Origin of the sequence: Paraburkholderia ferrariae NBRC 106233, assembly GCF_000685035.1 — a bacterium.
Classification (GTDB): Bacteria; Pseudomonadota; Gammaproteobacteria; order Burkholderiales; family Burkholderiaceae; genus Paraburkholderia; species Paraburkholderia ferrariae.
This window is the reverse complement of sequence record NZ_BAYB01000004.1, coordinates 207,261-223,153: the sequence shown is the minus strand read 5'-3', so window position 1 is coordinate 223,153 and position 15,893 is coordinate 207,261. Positions and strand designations below refer to the sequence as shown.

General features: G+C 59.2%; 21 protein-coding genes and 1 pseudogene. 10 read left to right on the top strand and 12 right to left on the bottom strand.

Annotated elements, in window-relative coordinates; translation table 11 throughout:
- Positions 1-2: 2 nt before the first annotated feature.
- The 4 genes from BFE01S_RS04605 to bufA1 are packed head-to-tail and all read right to left on the bottom strand — an operon-like array spanning position 3 to position 2,495.
- Entirely contained in the window at positions 3-494 is a 492-nt protein-coding gene (locus BFE01S_RS04605) for a DoxX family protein (protein ID WP_028224556.1), read from the bottom strand.
- Positions 491-1,306 (bottom strand): HvfC/BufC N-terminal domain-containing protein, encoded by an 816-nt coding sequence (locus tag BFE01S_RS04600; protein WP_028224555.1) that lies wholly within the window; start codon positions 1,304-1,306, stop codon positions 491-493. Before BFE01S_RS04600 ends, BFE01S_RS04605 begins: the two co-directional genes overlap by 4 nt.
- Entirely contained in the window at positions 1,278-2,168 is an 891-nt protein-coding gene (gene bufB / locus BFE01S_RS04595) for an MNIO family bufferin maturase (RefSeq protein WP_028224554.1), read from the bottom strand. Before bufB ends, BFE01S_RS04600 begins: the two co-directional genes overlap by 29 nt.
- 15 nt (positions 2,169-2,183) lie before the next feature.
- Positions 2,184-2,495 (bottom strand): BufA1 family periplasmic bufferin-type metallophore, encoded by a 312-nt coding sequence (gene bufA1, locus BFE01S_RS04590; RefSeq protein WP_028197436.1) that lies wholly within the window; start codon positions 2,493-2,495, stop codon positions 2,184-2,186.
- Positions 2,496-2,760: 265 nt separating this feature from the next.
- On the opposite strand from bufA1, the gene BFE01S_RS04585 reads away from it, so the two are divergent.
- The 3 genes from BFE01S_RS04585 (at position 2,761) to BFE01S_RS04575 (ending at position 4,677) form a co-directional block, all read left to right on the top strand.
- Entirely contained in the window at positions 2,761-3,288 is a 528-nt protein-coding gene (locus tag BFE01S_RS04585) for a sigma-70 family RNA polymerase sigma factor (RefSeq protein WP_028224553.1), read from the top strand.
- Positions 3,285-3,938, top strand: a complete 654-nt coding sequence (locus BFE01S_RS04580; protein ID WP_028224552.1) for an NrsF family protein — start codon at positions 3,285-3,287, stop codon at positions 3,936-3,938. Before BFE01S_RS04585 ends, BFE01S_RS04580 begins: the two co-directional genes overlap by 4 nt.
- A 124-nt stretch (positions 3,939-4,062) precedes the next feature.
- Positions 4,063-4,677, top strand: coding sequence for a class I SAM-dependent methyltransferase (locus tag BFE01S_RS04575; protein ID WP_028197433.1), 615 nt, complete (start codon positions 4,063-4,065; stop codon positions 4,675-4,677).
- Positions 4,678-4,729: 52 nt separating this feature from the next.
- Here BFE01S_RS04575 and BFE01S_RS45580 read toward each other — a convergent pair whose 3' ends face one another.
- Genes BFE01S_RS45580 through BFE01S_RS04565 form a run of 3 tightly spaced genes read right to left on the bottom strand, consistent with a single transcriptional unit; the run spans position 4,730 to position 5,589 of the window.
- Positions 4,730-4,942 (bottom strand): GDCCVxC domain-containing (seleno)protein, encoded by a 213-nt coding sequence (locus tag BFE01S_RS45580; protein WP_081833110.1) that lies wholly within the window; start codon positions 4,940-4,942, stop codon positions 4,730-4,732.
- A complete protein-coding gene (gene merP / locus BFE01S_RS04570) occupies positions 4,942-5,229 on the bottom strand; it encodes a mercury resistance system periplasmic binding protein MerP (protein WP_042337218.1) in 288 nt (95 codons plus the stop codon). The genes BFE01S_RS45580 and merP overlap by 1 nt, the downstream gene beginning before the upstream one ends.
- A gap of 9 nt (positions 5,230-5,238) precedes the next feature.
- Positions 5,239-5,589, bottom strand: a complete 351-nt coding sequence (locus BFE01S_RS04565; RefSeq protein ID WP_028197431.1) for a mercuric transporter MerT family protein — start codon at positions 5,587-5,589, stop codon at positions 5,239-5,241.
- 67 nt (positions 5,590-5,656) lie between these two features.
- Here BFE01S_RS04565 and merR point away from each other — a divergent pair, with 67 nt between their 5' ends.
- The 3 genes from merR (at position 5,657) to BFE01S_RS04550 (ending at position 7,373) form a co-directional block, all read left to right on the top strand.
- Positions 5,657-6,067, top strand: a complete 411-nt coding sequence (gene merR, locus BFE01S_RS04560) for an Hg(II)-responsive transcriptional regulator (protein ID WP_028224550.1) — start codon at positions 5,657-5,659, stop codon at positions 6,065-6,067.
- A gap of 191 nt (positions 6,068-6,258) precedes the next feature.
- Positions 6,259-6,645 carry a thioredoxin family protein gene (locus BFE01S_RS04555; protein WP_028197429.1) on the top strand — a complete coding sequence of 129 codons (387 nt, stop codon included), beginning with the start codon at positions 6,259-6,261 and terminating at the stop codon, positions 6,643-6,645.
- On the top strand, positions 6,645-7,373 hold the full coding sequence (locus tag BFE01S_RS04550) for a cytochrome c biogenesis CcdA family protein (protein ID WP_028224549.1): 729 nt from the start codon (positions 6,645-6,647) through the stop codon (positions 7,371-7,373). Before BFE01S_RS04555 ends, BFE01S_RS04550 begins: the two co-directional genes overlap by 1 nt.
- A gap of 162 nt (positions 7,374-7,535) precedes the next feature.
- Here the strand turns inward: BFE01S_RS04550 and BFE01S_RS42585 are convergent, their stop codons facing one another.
- On the bottom strand, positions 7,536-9,398 hold the full coding sequence (locus tag BFE01S_RS42585; RefSeq protein ID WP_051743432.1) for a sensor domain-containing diguanylate cyclase: 1,863 nt from the start codon (positions 9,396-9,398) through the stop codon (positions 7,536-7,538).
- Positions 9,399-10,242: 844 nt separating this feature from the next.
- Here BFE01S_RS42585 and BFE01S_RS42580 point away from each other — a divergent pair.
- Positions 10,243-10,566 (top strand): DUF4148 domain-containing protein, encoded by a 324-nt coding sequence (locus BFE01S_RS42580; protein ID WP_081833109.1) that lies wholly within the window; start codon positions 10,243-10,245, stop codon positions 10,564-10,566.
- A gap of 345 nt (positions 10,567-10,911) precedes the next feature.
- Here the strand turns inward: BFE01S_RS42580 and BFE01S_RS42575 are convergent, their stop codons facing one another.
- From BFE01S_RS42575 to BFE01S_RS04530, 3 genes are all read right to left on the bottom strand, one after another.
- Complete coding sequence (locus tag BFE01S_RS42575; protein ID WP_081923029.1) at positions 10,912-11,199, bottom strand: hypothetical protein; 288 nt, start codon at positions 11,197-11,199, stop codon at positions 10,912-10,914.
- A 152-nt stretch (positions 11,200-11,351) separates the two neighbouring features.
- Positions 11,352-11,585, bottom strand: a complete 234-nt coding sequence (locus BFE01S_RS46365) for a glycine zipper 2TM domain-containing protein (protein WP_028197426.1) — start codon at positions 11,583-11,585, stop codon at positions 11,352-11,354.
- Between the two features lie 614 nt (positions 11,586-12,199).
- Positions 12,200-12,514 carry a PepSY domain-containing protein gene (locus BFE01S_RS04530; protein ID WP_042275394.1) on the bottom strand — a complete coding sequence of 105 codons (315 nt, stop codon included), beginning with the start codon at positions 12,512-12,514 and terminating at the stop codon, positions 12,200-12,202.
- A gap of 119 nt (positions 12,515-12,633) precedes the next feature.
- Here BFE01S_RS04530 and BFE01S_RS43915 point away from each other — a divergent pair, with 119 nt between their 5' ends.
- Entirely contained in the window at positions 12,634-12,789 is a 156-nt protein-coding gene (locus tag BFE01S_RS43915; RefSeq protein WP_156034532.1) for a hypothetical protein, read from the top strand.
- 259 nt (positions 12,790-13,048) lie between these two features.
- On the opposite strand, the gene BFE01S_RS41725 is transcribed toward BFE01S_RS43915, so the two are convergent.
- Positions 13,049-13,762, bottom strand: coding sequence for a response regulator (locus BFE01S_RS41725; RefSeq protein WP_051743431.1), 714 nt, complete (start codon positions 13,760-13,762; stop codon positions 13,049-13,051).
- Positions 13,763-14,308: 546 nt separating this feature from the next.
- On the opposite strand from BFE01S_RS41725, the pseudogene BFE01S_RS04515 reads away from it, so the two are divergent.
- Both BFE01S_RS04515 and BFE01S_RS04510 read left to right on the top strand, forming a co-directional pair.
- A pseudogene (locus BFE01S_RS04515) lies at positions 14,309-14,479 on the top strand (IS110 family transposase); the annotation flags it as partial.
- A gap of 158 nt (positions 14,480-14,637) precedes the next feature.
- Positions 14,638-15,879 carry a site-specific integrase gene (locus BFE01S_RS04510; protein WP_028224546.1) on the top strand — a complete coding sequence of 414 codons (1,242 nt, stop codon included), beginning with the start codon at positions 14,638-14,640 and terminating at the stop codon, positions 15,877-15,879.
- The last annotated feature ends 14 nt before the right edge of the window (positions 15,880-15,893 follow it).

Genomic DNA, 15,893 nt, shown 5'->3' with positions numbered 1-15,893 from the left:
ATTCATCTCGTCGGACCATTTGATGCCGGGCGGCTATGAAAACGCCTGTATAACCAGTAGTCCAATGACCATTTTCCGGCGCCTCGGCACAGCAGGACCAGCAGCATCGCAGCCCACTCAATGTGCGTAGGCCATGCCTGCGGATACACGAACACCTCGATGACAGTTGTCATGCCGAGCAGGAGCAACGCTACGGGTCGCGTCGCCAGGCCGAGCACAAGTAGAACCGGTGTCGTTAGTTCGATTGACACCGCCAGGTAGGCCGCGAATTCGGGAGCAACGAACGGCAGTCGATAGTCTTCCCTGAACAACTCGAGTGCGGCGTTCCAGTCAGCCAGTTTGGTCATCGCCGAGTTCCAGAAGACCGTTGCAACAGCCATCCTCAGTGGAACCGCGAGAACCGTATGCGGCACTCGCTCCAGCCAGCCAACGGCGCGTAGGATGCGGTCAGTCAGTATCGACCGGGGACGAGCGGATTGAGATTCCGGCATCATGTGACTTGCCTCCCAATTGTTTGGCTGGACGCTTCATTCGACAGGCAGACGTCGACGAAGCATCCAGATGCAAGAAGGTGTGCGAGCCAGACGGATGTCTCCGCGTCCGACGTGTCGACCAGGACATCGTGCAAGAACCGCCCCGCAAGCAAGGCAGCCGTGAACCGGTATTGCCAAGCTGCTATCCGGTCCACCTCGACGCCCGAAGCCCCTCGGTGGACATACAGCCAGACCGGGCCAGCGGCAAGATTGATATCTGCTAATGCACTATCGTCCCGGGACAACACCGCTTGCCAGATGGCGTCGACCGGAAACGACGACTCAACTACCCGCGCGGCAGGACTCGGCAAAAACCGTACGGCTTGCATGTCTGCTTCACCCAATTGCTCAAGGCGCCGTAGGTCAAGCAGCTGCGCATCTGGTGCATGCAGCGCCTCATTCACAGCCCATTCAAGTCGCGCCGTATCTGGCAGATAGGCAAGAGACGCCGCTTCCGGCATCTGTGCCAGAAACTCTGGAAACGACTCGCCGTAGCTGTCTAGCAACGCGCTCGACGGTGGGCATTGCTCAATGAACAGTCGAGCCGCGCCTTCGAAGAATTCGGACCCGACCAGAGCCTGCACTGCCGGAAAGCTCAGCCGCAGCGCCGTTAGCAGTGAACTGTTTGCCGTGTTTCGATAGATGGCGAGCCGTGCCTGCGGAGCCAGGCCGTCGGGTTCGACGTACCCGGATGCGTCGCCACTGGCAACCCCAAGCCAGTCCCGGCGGACCGCGGATTGCAACTCAAGGAGCGTTGGTGCACAGGTTGTCATTTCGCTGCCTCTCAATAGCGGCCTCTGCAATCGCGGCTTCTTCCATCAGAACCCCAAGCGCCGGTACATCAGTGTCCCATTCAATTAGCGTGGGAACCGGTCCAAAACGTTTGAGGGCCTGCTCAAACAGGTCCCACACGGGAGGCGCGACGCGCGAGCCGTGGTCGTCAATGCGAATTGTCCGGCCCTGGTCAAGCTGTCGGATGCTGTGCCCGGCCAGGTGGACCTCGGTAACCGACTTCGCCGGCAGAGCGTCAAGATAGGCCAGTGCATTCCAGCCGTGATTGCTGGCACTGACATAGATGTTGTTGACGTCGCAGAGAATGCCGCATCCCGTGCGCTGCGCGACCTCTGCAAGAAATTCCCACTCCGGGATGGTCGAATGCCGGAAGCGCAGATAGGTCGACGGATTTTCTAATGAAATCCGCTGCTGCAGGCAAGTCTGGGCCTGGTCGACACGAGTGCAGACAATGCCCAGCGCTTCTTCCGTCATCGGCAGCGGCAGCAGGTCGGCGAGGTAGATGCCACCGCTGATGCTCCAGGAAAGATGTTCAGAAACCAGCCCGGGCTCAACTCGCTTCATCACATCGCGCACACGCTCGAGATGTCGAACATCGATGCCTTCGGCGCTGCCCAAAGAAAGTCCTACCCCGTGGAGTGAGATTGGATAGTCCCGTCGAATGGCGTCCAGATAGGCCGGAGCGCTGCCCCCGCTCATGTAATTCTCGGTATGCACTTCGAACCAGGCCGCCGCCGGCTGCTCTTCGACAACCTCCTGATGGTGCCGAAAGCGCAGCCCGACCCCGGCGCATGCCGGAATCAGGCCATGCGCAAATTGCGACGATGCGTAAACAGCATCCATGAAATCCCCGCCTGCTCAGGCTGGCTTCAGCTTGCCGCCCTGGATTTTGCTGCAATCTCCAGCGGGCAACAGAACGAACGACTTCGCGTCGCGTGCCTGCGTCGCTTGTCCGGCGCAGGAGTGTGCGCCTTCAGCGCAGTCGTTTTTCGATACGGCGTTGACTCCGTAACACTTCTCCAGTTTGTTTGCCGCCATCCTCGCCATGTTGTCTTTCACAACTTGCGGCATGTCCTTCATGGTCTGAGCCTGGAGCGGTACCGTCTGCATGGCAAGTGCCAGCCCGATTGCCGACGAAAAGGCCGAGGCGGCCATAACACGTTTATTCATCACGCTTCCTCCTGAGGGTTGCGGCCCGGCATTCCGGCCGTCTAATGAAGTTCGGTCGGTCGCCGCAAAAGGTTACGGCCCAATCAAACTTTTTCTGCGTGACAAACCATCGACCGCGCCGCAAAATTTCCTCATGCTCCGGCACCCACCCCCGCCCCATCCACTTCCAGGCTCCGAGAGAAAGGGCCGAGGCTCGTCCACGCCGACCCGGCAGACTGAGCCTCTAGCCAGTCGTGCGGATGGCAAGCTGGACTGGTCCCTGACCATGGCGCAGGCGCAAACCGGCGACCAGGATGCCTATCGTCGGTTGCTCGAAGACATCACCCCCTATCTTCGTGCGCTCGCGGCACGGCACATCCGGAATGCCGACGACATTGAGGACACAGTTCAGGACGCGTTGCTAACCGTGCACTCAGCGCGCAACACCTACGACCCGTCCCGCCCGTTCGGCCCGTGGCTGGTCGCCATTGCAAACAGACGCATTGTCGACGGTCTGCGTCGGCGTGGACGCGTTTGCTCACACGAATCTTCAATGGAAAAAGAGCTGGAAACCTTTGTTGCTGATGCAGCGAACTTACAGGAAGAGGCGGTGGACGCCCGCCTGGTACGGGAAGCTATCGAACAATTGACGGGCGGCCAGCGTGACGCGATGCGCATGCTGAAGCTGGAGGAAATGTCACTGCAGGAGGCTGCTGCCACAAGCGGAATGTCGGTTGCGGCATTGAAAGTAGCCACTCACCGGGCAATGAAACGACTACGGGAAATGTTCCGGCAGAAAGGTAACGAATCATGACCCGAACCTCCGACCTGATTGATGTCCTGGTCGCAGACGCAACACCTGTCAGGCGTCTGCGTGCTCCTGCGGCAAGAGCCGCATGCTGGTTGCTGTTTGCGGGAGCTGTGATGCTTTTCGTCGGTATCGCGCACGGGGTACGTGCCGACATCGCAGTCAAACTGCATCAACCTCCTTATGTCGTCGGCGTCGCTGCAGCCATGACAACAGGTATTCTGGCCGCCGCGGGTGCTTTTCTTGCCAGCGTGCCAGGCATGTCGCGCCGCTGGCTTCTTTTACCTGCCCCCTTCGCGCTCGTTTGGGTCGCCACGATTGGCTACGGTTGCCTGACCAATTGGGTCACAATCGGCCCGGAAGGTATTTCAATCGGCGAGACGGCCAAATGCTTTTCTACGCTCGTGTTAGTCGGTATGCCGCTATCGCTCGTCATGCTTATCATGCTGCGTCACGTTGCCCGACTGTCGCCGGGCCCGGTCATCATGGCAGGAAGTCTCGCGGTCGCTGCAATGACTTCCGTGGCCTTGTCGATTCTCCATCCGCTCGACGCCACTGCGATGATTTTGCTGTGGAACCTCGGTGTCGCCGCGCTTTATCTGTCGTTGGGCGGCCGGTATGGCGAGCGACTCTTGAGCTGGATGACGCAGCGTTAGCGCGCGGGTAATTCGAATAGTTGCTGATTCACGAATGGCTCCAACTGGGCATGCACCGGTTTCGTGGCCAAATGGCTTCACCTATCATGGAACTGCACCAAGGTGCGGCGTTCAAGGATGCGAGATGGACAGCAAAAGTCACTGGGAAGACGTGTACCGGTCCAAAGCCCCGGATGCAGTCAGTTGGTACCGCGCGCACCTTGAAGTCTCACTGAAACTGATTGTCGAAGTTGCGTCGGACCGGAATGCAGCCGTGATTGACGTGGGTGGAGGAGAGTCGACGCTGGTCGATGATTTACTTTTGCGCGGGTACCGGAACCTGACCGTACTCGATATGTCCGCCGTCGCTCTCGATACGACAAGGAAGCGTTTGGGTTCTATCGCCGGGCAGGTAACGTGGGTCGAATCCGATATTACGATGGTCGACCTGCCTGAGCATCGATACGACGTGTGGCATGACCGCGCCGTCTTCCACTTCCTGACGGAGTCATCGCAGCGAGATGCCTACGTCCACCTGCTGACGAGAGCGCTCAGGCCGGGTGGTCACGCTGTGATAGCTACATTCGGACCACTGGGACCAAACAGGTGCAGCAGGCTGGACGTGAGGCGATACGACGCTGAGCAGCTTTCCGATGAATTCGGTGCAGGGTTCGAGTTGGTAACAAGCACACTCGAAGACCACCACACACCGGCTGGCTCCAGCCAGCAGTTTCTTTACTGCTGCTTCCGGAAACGGTGACTGTCGGGTCTACTCGTCCCGGCGTTGCGCCTGGCCAATTGCGTGAACCTGGTCAGGCGCAGCAGGAGCCAGACTGCTGTATAGGCGGGCACCTGTTGGTGCCGTACGAGCAATACACGCAGCAATCTCCGGGTTTCGGGTTGACCACTGCCTTGCAATGCTCGCATTCGTAAAACCACACACAGGCGTCGGTGGGCATCGTCTCGTCTTTCCTGTGCCCGCACGCCGGACACGTGATGCTCGAATCCAGCACGACTGTAGCCATCACTGCACCTGCTTTAGGTGAGACGGATAGCCGGCATCGGTCGTGGCGTTCGTCAACGCGTCGACCGAAGCCTTCTTCGGGTCAAATACCACCTCCGCGCGTTTGCTTGCGAAGTCGACCTTTGCCGAGGTCACCCCGGGCACTTTCTCAAGTGTCTTGCGAACCGTAATCGGACACACAGCGCAATCCATGTTCGTGACGTCAAGCGTGACCGTGCGAAGCTCCTCCGCGAGGGCCGTGGATGCGCTCAGCGCCGTCGCGACGAACACAGCAATCAGTTTCTTCATGGCAGGTACTCAATAGAAGAGCGGCGCATACAGGGGGAACGACATCAGTGCGAGCGCGGCCGGCATCACGACCCAGAAAATGAAGCGCTGCCGATGGCGCGCCGAAGGCACCGCGCAGGCTTTGCCCACCGCACATTCTTCGGACCTGGCGTAGAGCCTGCGGAAAGCGACCGCGAAAAAGGCGATGGATATGACAACAAACAGGGGTTGGACCGGCTGCAACGCGGTCAGGCGCGAGCCCCAGGCGCCCCCGAGGCCCAGCACGACTAGGAGCAAGGGGCCGGCACAACAGGCGGATGCCCCGAATGCGGCAGCAGTTCCGGCTAACAAGGAGCCGGTAGTGGCCCAGCGAGGTCGCATGGCACTTCCTTTTCGGACGGGTTGAGTCTAGTCTAGGTGCGTACCTAAGTACGGAGTCAAGCGCGCCATGCAGGAAATGACCATCGGACAACTGGCTGAAGCGGCAGAGGTTAACGTCGAAACAGTGAGGTACTACCATCGTCGCGGGTTACTACCGGCGCCACCCCGTCCGATAGGCAGCATCCGCCGATACCCGGCAGCCATACTGACAAGGCTTCGCTTTATCAGGCGGTCCCAGTCGCTTGGCTTTTCGCTCGATGAGGTGGAGGCCCTGCTGTCCCTGCACGATGGTCAGGCATGCAACGCCGCGCGCGCTATCGCCGAACACAAGCTTGTCGATGTGCGGCAGCGCATCCAGGATTTGTCCATGCTGGAAGCCGCGTTGGCGAACCTGGTACAGCGCTGCTCGACGTCGAAAGGCAAGGTGTCGTGCCCGCTCATCGACACGCTCATGAACGGCGATGAGCTGACCCGGTGAACGCTTTAACGCAAGGCGTGCCCGTAGCACACATCACCACCGACACAACCGGGACAGGGCTCACCAGTGAGACGGGTCTGGCGGTCAACAGGCAACCCGAACTTTACTTGCAACCACAACCCAAGAGGCGCAATCATTTCGTCTCTGGGACGTCTAACAATAACGCTGTGCTTATCTCTGGGTAAACCACAATGCTGAAAGTTATTCGCAGATACCTGCTCGTGTCGAGCTTGTTACTGGTCGTCAGTGCTGCTTTCGCTGGCGAGCAGCCGTTCAACCAAGCCCAGTTCGACAGGCTGAACGCCGACAGAAAGCCAAACATCGTCTACTTCCATGCGACCTGGTGCCCGACCTGCAAGGTCCAACAACCCATTGTGGACCGCCTGGCAGCGAGCCCGGAAATGAAAGATATGACCATTTTCGTGGCCGACTACGACAAGGAAGTTGCCCTGAAGCGGGCAATGAAAGTGACCCAGCAGTCGACCTTCGTTGTGTTCAAGGGCGGCCACGAGGTCGCGCGCTCCACGGGGCAGACACGCGAGCAGGACATCAGGAACACGTTTGCCAAGGCCCTGTAATGGATTTGACTCCGGGTACGTACGCGCTCGGGTTCCTCGCCGGAACCCTGACGACGCTGTCACCGTGCGTGCTCGCCCTCCTTCCCGTACTCGCTGTGTCTGCATTGGCGGTACATCGGCTGGGGGTAGTTGCACTTGCAGCCGGATTGGGTGTGTCGTTCTCAGTCATCGGCATTTTTGTAGCGACAGTCGGTGTGTCGCTGGGACTGGATAACGAGGTGTTCCGTCGCGTGGCCGCCGTGCTGATGATTCTGTTTGGGCTTGCAATGATTTCCCAGCGACTGCAGGCCGTCTTGAACCGCGCGACCGCTGGGATAGGTGGTCCCAGCCAGAACTGGCTCAGCCGGATAAAGGGCGACACCCTGTCTGGCCAGTTCGCGGTCGGACTGCTTCTCGGAGCCGTCTGGAGCCCCTGCGTCGGCCCAACATTGGGCGCGGCAACCACGCTCGCCTCGCAAAGCAGGAGTCTCGGTGGTATCGCGCTGCTGATGGGCATATTTGGCATCGGAGCCGGCCTTCCGCTTGCGATTCTTGGTTCCCTTTCCCGGGCCTCCATATCGCGGCTTCGAGGTCGGCTTGGCTCCGCGGGAGCCGTTGGAAAAACCGCTCTCGGAACGGTGTTCATCGCCTTTGGCCTGCTCGTGCTTACCGGGCTCGACAGGGCCCTGGAAACGGCACTGTTGACTGCTAGTCCGGCGTGGTTGACAGCCGTCACGACGTCGCTTTGAGCGGCGCGAGATGGATTAACAGAGGGACCACTCCTCCGAAGGCAACTGACTCCAGTCCACCGACACTGTTCGATGAGGCATTGCGTAAGCGTCGTGGCCACGGGCCTGGGCACATCCATTGGAGTGCATTAACTGACGCGCATGCGGACACGGCGTTCGCCTTCATTCCCCGACCATGCAGGCCTGGTTCCGACCGCGTCGTTTGGCGGCGTAAAGCCCCCGGTCCGCGGCCGCAACCAGGCTGCGCCCGTCGTCGCCTCCGTTCGGTTTATGAGCCGCCACACCAAGGCTCACCGTGACAATGCCGGCGCTGCTCGCCGGGTGCGGAATCCGCAGGCTCTCAACGGCCTGCCGGATGCGCTCGGCGACGACCAGCGCACCCTCCTGGTTGGTATCCTTCAGAATCAACGCGAATTCTTCGCCGCCGTACCGGGCCACTACGTCTGTCGGGCGCCTGGCTGATGACGCGATGGTTTGTGCAATGGTGCGCAAACAGTCGTCGCCAGCCTGATGGCCGTAGTGGTCGTTATAGCGCTTGTAAGCGTCGACATCGACCATGACGACCGCGACAAAGCTGCCGCTGTCTGCACAAACCTCTTGCCGCCAATGAAACTCCAGCTCACGGTCGAAGTGCCGACGGTTAGAGAGGCCCGTCAGGCCGTCCTGGAATGCAAGCCCTTGAAGCTCCCTGCGCTCGTCTGCGAGGCGTTGCTCCGTCACTTTGCGCGCCGTAATGTCCTGGGCCGTAGCCGTGAGCGCCTCCGGTTTGCCCGAAAACGGGTCGATGACCGGGCGAAGGTGAGTTTCCATCCACAGAATCTGACCATCCGCGCGCTTAAAGCGGCTGACCTCCGAAGCCTCGGCGACATCCGTTGCCAGGTTCCCGATGGCCGCAGCCAGTGCATCGCGGTCGTCAGGCAGCACAAGGTCCGGGTAGTACACGCCGATAAGGTCGTCAGGAGCACAGTTCATTACCGATTGGGCTCGTGGCGAAACGTATGTGAGCCGACCGTCGAGCGACATACTCATGACGACGTCGGTCGCGTTCTCCGCAAGTATCCGGTATCGCCTCTCACCCTCACGAAGCAGCGCAATGAGGCGGTTCCGCTGCGCCTGAATGGCACTAATAGGTAACGCAATACCAAGCGCAGCAAGGAGGAAAAGTTGCAACGAAAAGATGCGGCCCTCCATACTCTGATAGTGAAAAATCCAGAGCGGTCCTGACCCGCGCATGGTGAACGACACCGCAATCGCGAGGCACAACAGCAATCCGACCAGTACGCCGGCAAGGTCGGCCTGAAATGCCAGCAGTACGATAGGCGGGAGCGCCCAATACCGCAATGGAAACTGGCTTTGCCCGAATACGCCAGTCGTAACGATGCAAACCAGTAGCAGCAGAAAGGCCGTTTTCCTGCGACGGTCGGCACGCAGAAGTTGGCGCACTTCCCCAGTCCAGAAGACGACAGCAGCCGGTGTGAAAATGGCGAGGCTCAGGGCATCCGAGACGAACCAGTTACAAAGGTTCGGCAGCATATGGCCGGTCAGTTGCCCCCGCAGCAGGGTCGTAGCGACCAACCCGGATGCGATGGGCGCAAGCGATACACCACCGACCAGGAATCGGATGAGCGGCCTCGGGCGCACCAGTTCGGTGACCGTCGAGACATGTGGCGCAAAGGCGAACGCAATCACCACCTCGAGGATATCGGCAGCAGTATATGAGAGCGACACCGCCAGACTTTCACCGAGAAGGTTGGCCGCGATATTGCCGAGCACCCCACCTGCGAGTACCCAGAATCGCTGCCTGGATGGCGCCACCATTAACTGTGCGAGGAGGACCGCATTGGTCAACCAGAGAGGTGCGATTTCACCCGCCATGGTCTTGAGCGCCCCGCTGGCCATGCAGGTGAGCATGGTCACGGCCACCGCGAGCAGCAAGGACCAGATATTTGAGGCCCAGCGAGGCAAACGCGACGCGTCGATGAACGCCCTTAACTCCCGAGTCGGTCCTTCAGGTGACTTCCCCATTTGTTCGCTCTCGCTTTTTTTTTGATTCGAATTCGTGCGCGCGTCATGCTCAAACTAAAGCTCTCTTGCGCCGCCGTGGACTGCAGCGCCACAGCCTGCGATTTCTTTTCGGCGCCACCGCAACCAGCTTCCGACTTGTTGGGTTGCATGTACCTGCGCCGACGGAAATTCTAACCGCGAACACTGGGGAAGATGGGTTTCAGCGAGAATAGTGGCGCGGGGATGCATGAGGTGCAGCAATGCGGTTGGGTTTATCAAGGCAAACACGTCTCGCTGCCTGGGCGGGACGTTGAATGACCTCGAAGCGTGGGATGCCGCATTCTTTAGCGACAGGCATGAACGGCCTCAGGACCCACGTTTCGCTGGCTCAGTCGAAGTTATGCGCGCCAGGTATCACGAGTCACGGAACCCGATGTACGGATAAACGGTGGACGGCCATGTTGCAGGACGCCAGCAGGTCAATTTCAGACCCGGTTGACATCCGTTCGTGAGGGTGAAGAGCACCCTGCCCACCAGCGCGCGGCCGCCGTGCACTTAACGACAGAAACTGTATTGTGAATACGCGCCTGCCATCCGAATGAAACCGTATAACGCGCGGGACGTGCCCTGCTCCAGACACGTCTTTGCCAGCGCTGCATCACGGCTCCTGGGGCCTCTTCATCCTCTAGGCTCAGCGACCACAGCAGGACTCCACGCGCATAAGATTGCGCGACAGAGACTTCGAACGCAATCGTAACGACTGTGATGCCCGCATAATCTCGCCTTAAGCATGCGTACCTTATCCTGCACTGACCGGTCGTGAACACGACTGTTCGCAACGGGAGTCACCGTGAAGGTACGAATCATGCAATCACTTCAAGCCATCGTTATAGGTGCCGTGCTAGCGACACCACTGTCCTGTTTCGCTCAGCAATCGAATGCACCAGTCACCCGGGCACAGATGCGCGCCGAACTCGTGCAGTTGGAGAATGCCGGCTACTATCCGGCAAAACGCGACAGCTCTACCTATCCTTCCGACATTCAGGCTGCTGAAGCACGCGTCATGGCAGGAAATTCTTCAAGGCAGGCCGCCATGCAAGGCGTGGGCGGAGTCACAAGTGGTGCGGGACAGTCGGGCCAACGCACTTCCGCGTCTACCACTGCGCGCCCAGTATTCGAACACCACTGATGTAGGCCGGCTAGTCTGATGGTTATTTCCAGCGCGTGCAGATTCAACGGCGAGCCGCGCCTAGCCATCCATTCCATAAATGGATGTGTTTGGAACTCGCACAACCGATGCGGCGACAGCGATACTGAACGTCGCTTCGTTTGAGTTCGTTTATCGCTCCTGGCCGTCCGCGGACAGCTCACTTACGGGATAAAGCTCCTGCACTCGCCGTTTCATCGTCCCGGCTTCGCAGTTTGTTTTTTCCGGACACGCTTTCGAGATGGCGAAAGAAGACCTGTGTCGAAGAAGGGAGCGTCGAATCCCCTTGTCGCCCTCAGACACTATCGGCGCGCAGCTAACGTTGAATCAGTCATCATCGTCGTCATGGTGATGATGCTCCCATCCACGATGGCGACCGTGGTCATGCCACCGGCGCTCATCACCGTAGTCCTCTTGATAGCGATATCCATAGCCGTAAACCGGGGCCGGCGCATAGACCACGGGCGGCGGCGCCTCATACGCGACTGGTGGTGGTGCGACATAAACGGGACCGGGCATACCCAGAAACACGCCGATGTCCGCGTGTGCGAGAGCCGCGCTGGATGCGCACGCAGCGCAAAGGCCCACTGTCAGAAAAAGGGTCGCGCGTTTCATTGGATTCTCCTGCTCTGTCCGTTTCTGGCGGGCGCCAGACAATGGCGAACGATGCGGATTCTAGGCGTGACGCGCGCAAGCAGGTGAGCCTGAAATGTCAGTTCTGTAACCGGCAGTAACCCGCTCCGAAGTACTGCGGGTTCCGGGCATGATTACGACGCAGTCAGGGAGTCGCCCGAGCCGTGGACGTGCTCACCGACCTGTACAGCCGGCTGGGCCGGGTGTTTGAAATTCCGGTGGCTGCCGCGCTGCATCCCGACCTTCACCTGGTAGCTCGTATCCTTGCGCACCACATGCTCGATGCCGTTGCCCGCAAATCCACCTCCAACCGCTCCCGCAATTGTGGCCAGAACACGGCCGCGCCCTCCGCCGACCTGACTTCCCAACCGCCCGCCAGTGACAACTTCGCCAGCATTCGGGTCAGCGCGGCTGGCCTTGGTGCGCGTTGCCGCCCGTGCTGATAAGTTTTGTTGTTCGCATCCCTCGGAGCCTGCTCAACCGGGACGCTAAGGTGATGATGGATATGGGGCTGTACGGGCGCTTCCTACCGCGTGACGCGTTGCTGGATGTCTGCTTGCGGTACTGCGACCGCATTCAGGCGATTTGCCCGGCGAACGGCACAGCAAGCGTCGAAGGCGCGACCGTTGCCTGGACGTGGGAAGAATGCCGGTCATCGCCGCGATAGCGGTCGCACTGGCCGGGATGACTGCCATAGCTGCACCGGCAACCAGAGGGTGGATACGACCGCGTTGCGGTGTGCTGGAAGTCAGGTTGTTGCCCATATCACGCTCGCCTCGTCGACGTGTGTCAGCGAAAACGCCGGAGTCGATAAAACGGTGGATATAGCGAAGTTTGTAAGCACGTGTAGCGCTTCCCGACGATTTTTCGGCCGGGTTGTGTGTATCGCCTCGGATATCAGTCCGTGGGCGAACAGTGCCGACTTTCCGCGACCAAACCAGACCCAGCGTAGCCATCAGCTTTGACTTCCAGCGACGCGGTATTAGTCCGGATTGGAACCCTCCACTGAGTTTTCCAAAACGGCACCATCCTGAGCGTCAACTCCGACTTCCCGCTTCACTTGTCCGTTGCGGATAACGAAGGAATATCGCAATCCGCTGCCGCCCGCTTCTTTTTCCAGCTCCTCGTCGACGATTTTGCCGGGATGTGCCTTGAGCGCGATAGAGCGCGCCTGCGAAATGCTGACCTTCACATCTTTCTCGAACTGCTGTCCGCTGAATGCATGAGCACCGTCACTTGCAATCAGTAACCCACACACCAACCCGATTCCAAAAAATTTCCGCATGTCAGCCTCCATCGTTACGTTCCTTCATCACGAGGCTGACACGTTGTGCCTTAAGAGCTCCTTACCATGGACACAAACGGTTGCGTAAGTACCCGCAAAAGCTGGAACGTCGGCAGAAGTCGCGGCGACGGATGCCTTGGACTGAGGTCAACGACGACCGTGCCGTATCGGTGTTCACGGCCACCGGCACGGCGCTGCATGCATCGCGTGCGATAGTGGGCATCAGCGCGGGAAGACGAACGATGGGCCCGGTGAATGCCGCGAACGCGGGCGGGCAAGCCATGTGATAAAGGCACCGGCTTTGAGCAGCGCTTCCGGTGTTCACGACTCGGCACACTTCGGCCCTCCTCAAGCCAACCAGCACCCATACCGCGCTGGGTGCGCTTCCCTTGCAGCACCCGCGATGCACTTAAGAGTTACGGCCTTCCGCGAGGTCGTGGCTTCTGCCATACTGTCGTCGTCACCACTGCGGCTGGCGCCGCAAAGTCACTGTCGCGTGGACATCACAGTTGCCCGCCTTGTTTCCGCCAGCGTGTTAGCCTATCATTAGGTTCTGCATGAATGCTCTCTATCCTGCACAACAATTCTTTCGGTGAACGTAATGCTCGCTGAACGGATGGGCAGTCCACTGATGGGCGAGAAGTCTGTACCGGTCGCAAAGGCAGTATCGTCGCTCGCGAGCCATGACAGCTTCGATGCAATTTCGGTGGTCTCTCCGAGATGGCATACCCGAATGTTCTGGATGATTGCATCTGTTACTTCGGGATGAAACCCGTCTTCGAATTTCAAATTTATCTTTTGCGGCCGTCTGCTCCTTTTCGAGTACTCCAGCCAAAGAACTGCCCGGTGTGCCCACTGGAGCGAGCGTTCAGACATCCAGGCTGCGCATCCTCGATTCGTCAGGCAGAAGAGCTCAAAAAAACGCACTAGCGATGCCCGTACGGTCTCGATGGCCACGGGTTTCTGCCAAAACTCATCACACAGTTCTGTATCGTCGTGCTTCAGGGGGGCAGCGCTAGTGAGAATGAGAGGAATCCGGACAAGCTCGCTCTCCAGCTTAAGTTGCCGGCAAAACTCAACGCCATCCATTATTGGCACCGACCGGTCTGTGATGATGAGGTCGGGCCTTTCCTCCCTGGCGATGACAAACCCAGCATAACCGTTGCTGGCGGTCACGACTCGGCAGCCTTCCAATCGCAGGATGCGTCTCCAGGCGTTCACGACGCCGGCTTCGTCGTCCACAAGGAGGATAGTTTTCATTTTTCCTTGCTGCCCAGGCGAACGGCGAGCGGCGGCATCGCATTCGTCAACCAACTTCCTACGCATCTTTCGACCTCGTTCGTCTCGATTCCACTGTATCGAGCGGGCAAATTTACGGCGTGTTTGTATGTAACGAAACGTGTCGCTTGAAACATCGTTGGAGTTGGCCAGTATCAGTCGCAGCGCGCGTCAACGCGTTGTCCGAAGCTGTCTTCGGACCATGGGTGACCCACGTGCCACGGGCGCATTAAATGCTGCCCGGTCGTCGGCCAGTTAATATCGGTTGCCGTATACGGCTCGGCCTGTTTCCCGCTGCGGGGCCCAGCAATCTTCATCAACAGATGCAAAATCAGCTGGCTCCGTATCCAGGTGCCACTCCGAATACGACGAGATGGTCGTGAGATACCCGCTGTGGTTGTCGTCGCATGACCCGACGCCGAGCTGGCAAGTGATAATCATTGAAAGGCCTCCTGGCCGCCCAAAGAAGGGGCGGCCAGGGTCTACAGTTGAGATGCCAAGCTCAACCGACCCGTTCAGGAGGCTGAAATGAAGTATAGCGGCATCGATCTGCACTCGAACAACGCCGTAGTCGCCGTGATCGACGATCAGGACCGGGTGCTTTACTGCAAGCGACTGGCTAACGACCTGTCATCAATCATCGCGGTCCTCGCGCCATTCCACGAGGACCTGCAAGGGGTCGTGGTGGAATCAACCTATTATGAACGCCCCGGGATTATGCATGGTTTGTCTGTCGTTCCCAGGTGCGATCGCCCGAATTTTTGGGACTCCGGGTAGCGCCTCAGCAACGATAGACTTGGCATAACGGATCGTGCTCTTCTCAGATGGCTTCACCGCCATCTCTGAGGAGAGCAACCATGATCACGCAAGACGTTTCTGAAGTCGTCGCACGCAATCGCGCACGGAACGGCGTACTCGAACCAGTTGTCGGAGCTTATGCCAGATACTTGAGGCATCGCGGATACGCAAGTATTACTATCGAGAACTATCTGCAATGCGCGTCCCACTTCGGACGGTGGTTGACTGCGCAGCACATTGATCTCGATCGCATCGATGAGCCGGTGCTGCATCGCTTTCTTACGGTGCACCTTCCCGTGTGCCATTGCTGCAAGCCAAGTCCTCGCACCCCCGCAAACCTTCGCCGCGCGCTCCGTCATCTGCTTCGCATGCTGCGCTCGGAGGGAATCCTTCCGCCGAAATCGATGCTGATTTCTGAGGTTGTAAGTGAAGAGCTTCGGCGCTTTGACACGTATCTCAAGGATGTACGCGGGCTGGCTCCGGCAACGCGTCTCTACCGCCTGCACTACGTCCGTGATTTCCTGCTTGCCCAGTTTGGCTGGGGACCGATTGCGCTTGAATGTCTTAAACCAGATGACATATGTCGATTCGTCATTGATCGTGCCACAGGCTGTCAGCCCCGAACGGCCGGAATTATTGGCGACTGTCTGCGTAGCTATTTGCGTTTCCGGCGTTTGCAAGGGCAACCTACTGAAGCCCTGACTGCCGCAGTCCCCAGAGTCGCCCACTGGCGCCTCGCGGCGTTACCGGATTCCCTTACCGATTCCGAACTCAAGGGCTTCGTGAATGCCTTCGATCGTACGTGTCCAACCGGCCGACGCGACTACGCGATGGCCCGCTGTCTGGTAGACCTGGGCTTGCGGGCGAGCGAGGTGGCGTCTATCCAGCTCGATGACCTGGACTGGCGAGAAGGCACGCTGCGGATTGCCAAAGCGAAGGCAAAGCGCACAACACTCCTGCCGTTGCCTGCGCAGACGGGACGTGCGATCGTGGACTACCTGCGTTTCGGCCGCCCCAGGACAGATAGCCGCGCCCTGTTCGTGCGGCACCGCGCTCCGCGCGATGAGCCAGTGGGACCGAGCCTGGTGCGTAACGCCGTACGCTGCGCCTACGCTCGATGTGGCCTGGCTCACCGGTGGACCGGGACCCATGTGCTACGCCATTCCGCTGCATCAAGGTTGCTTAGAGGAGGGGCAAGTCTCAAAGATATCGCCGATCTGTTGCGCCACCGCAGCGTCAATACGACGACCATCTATGTCAAAGTCGATCTGCCCAGGCTCACCGCCGTCGCCTTGCCCTAGCCGGGGAGACTCAC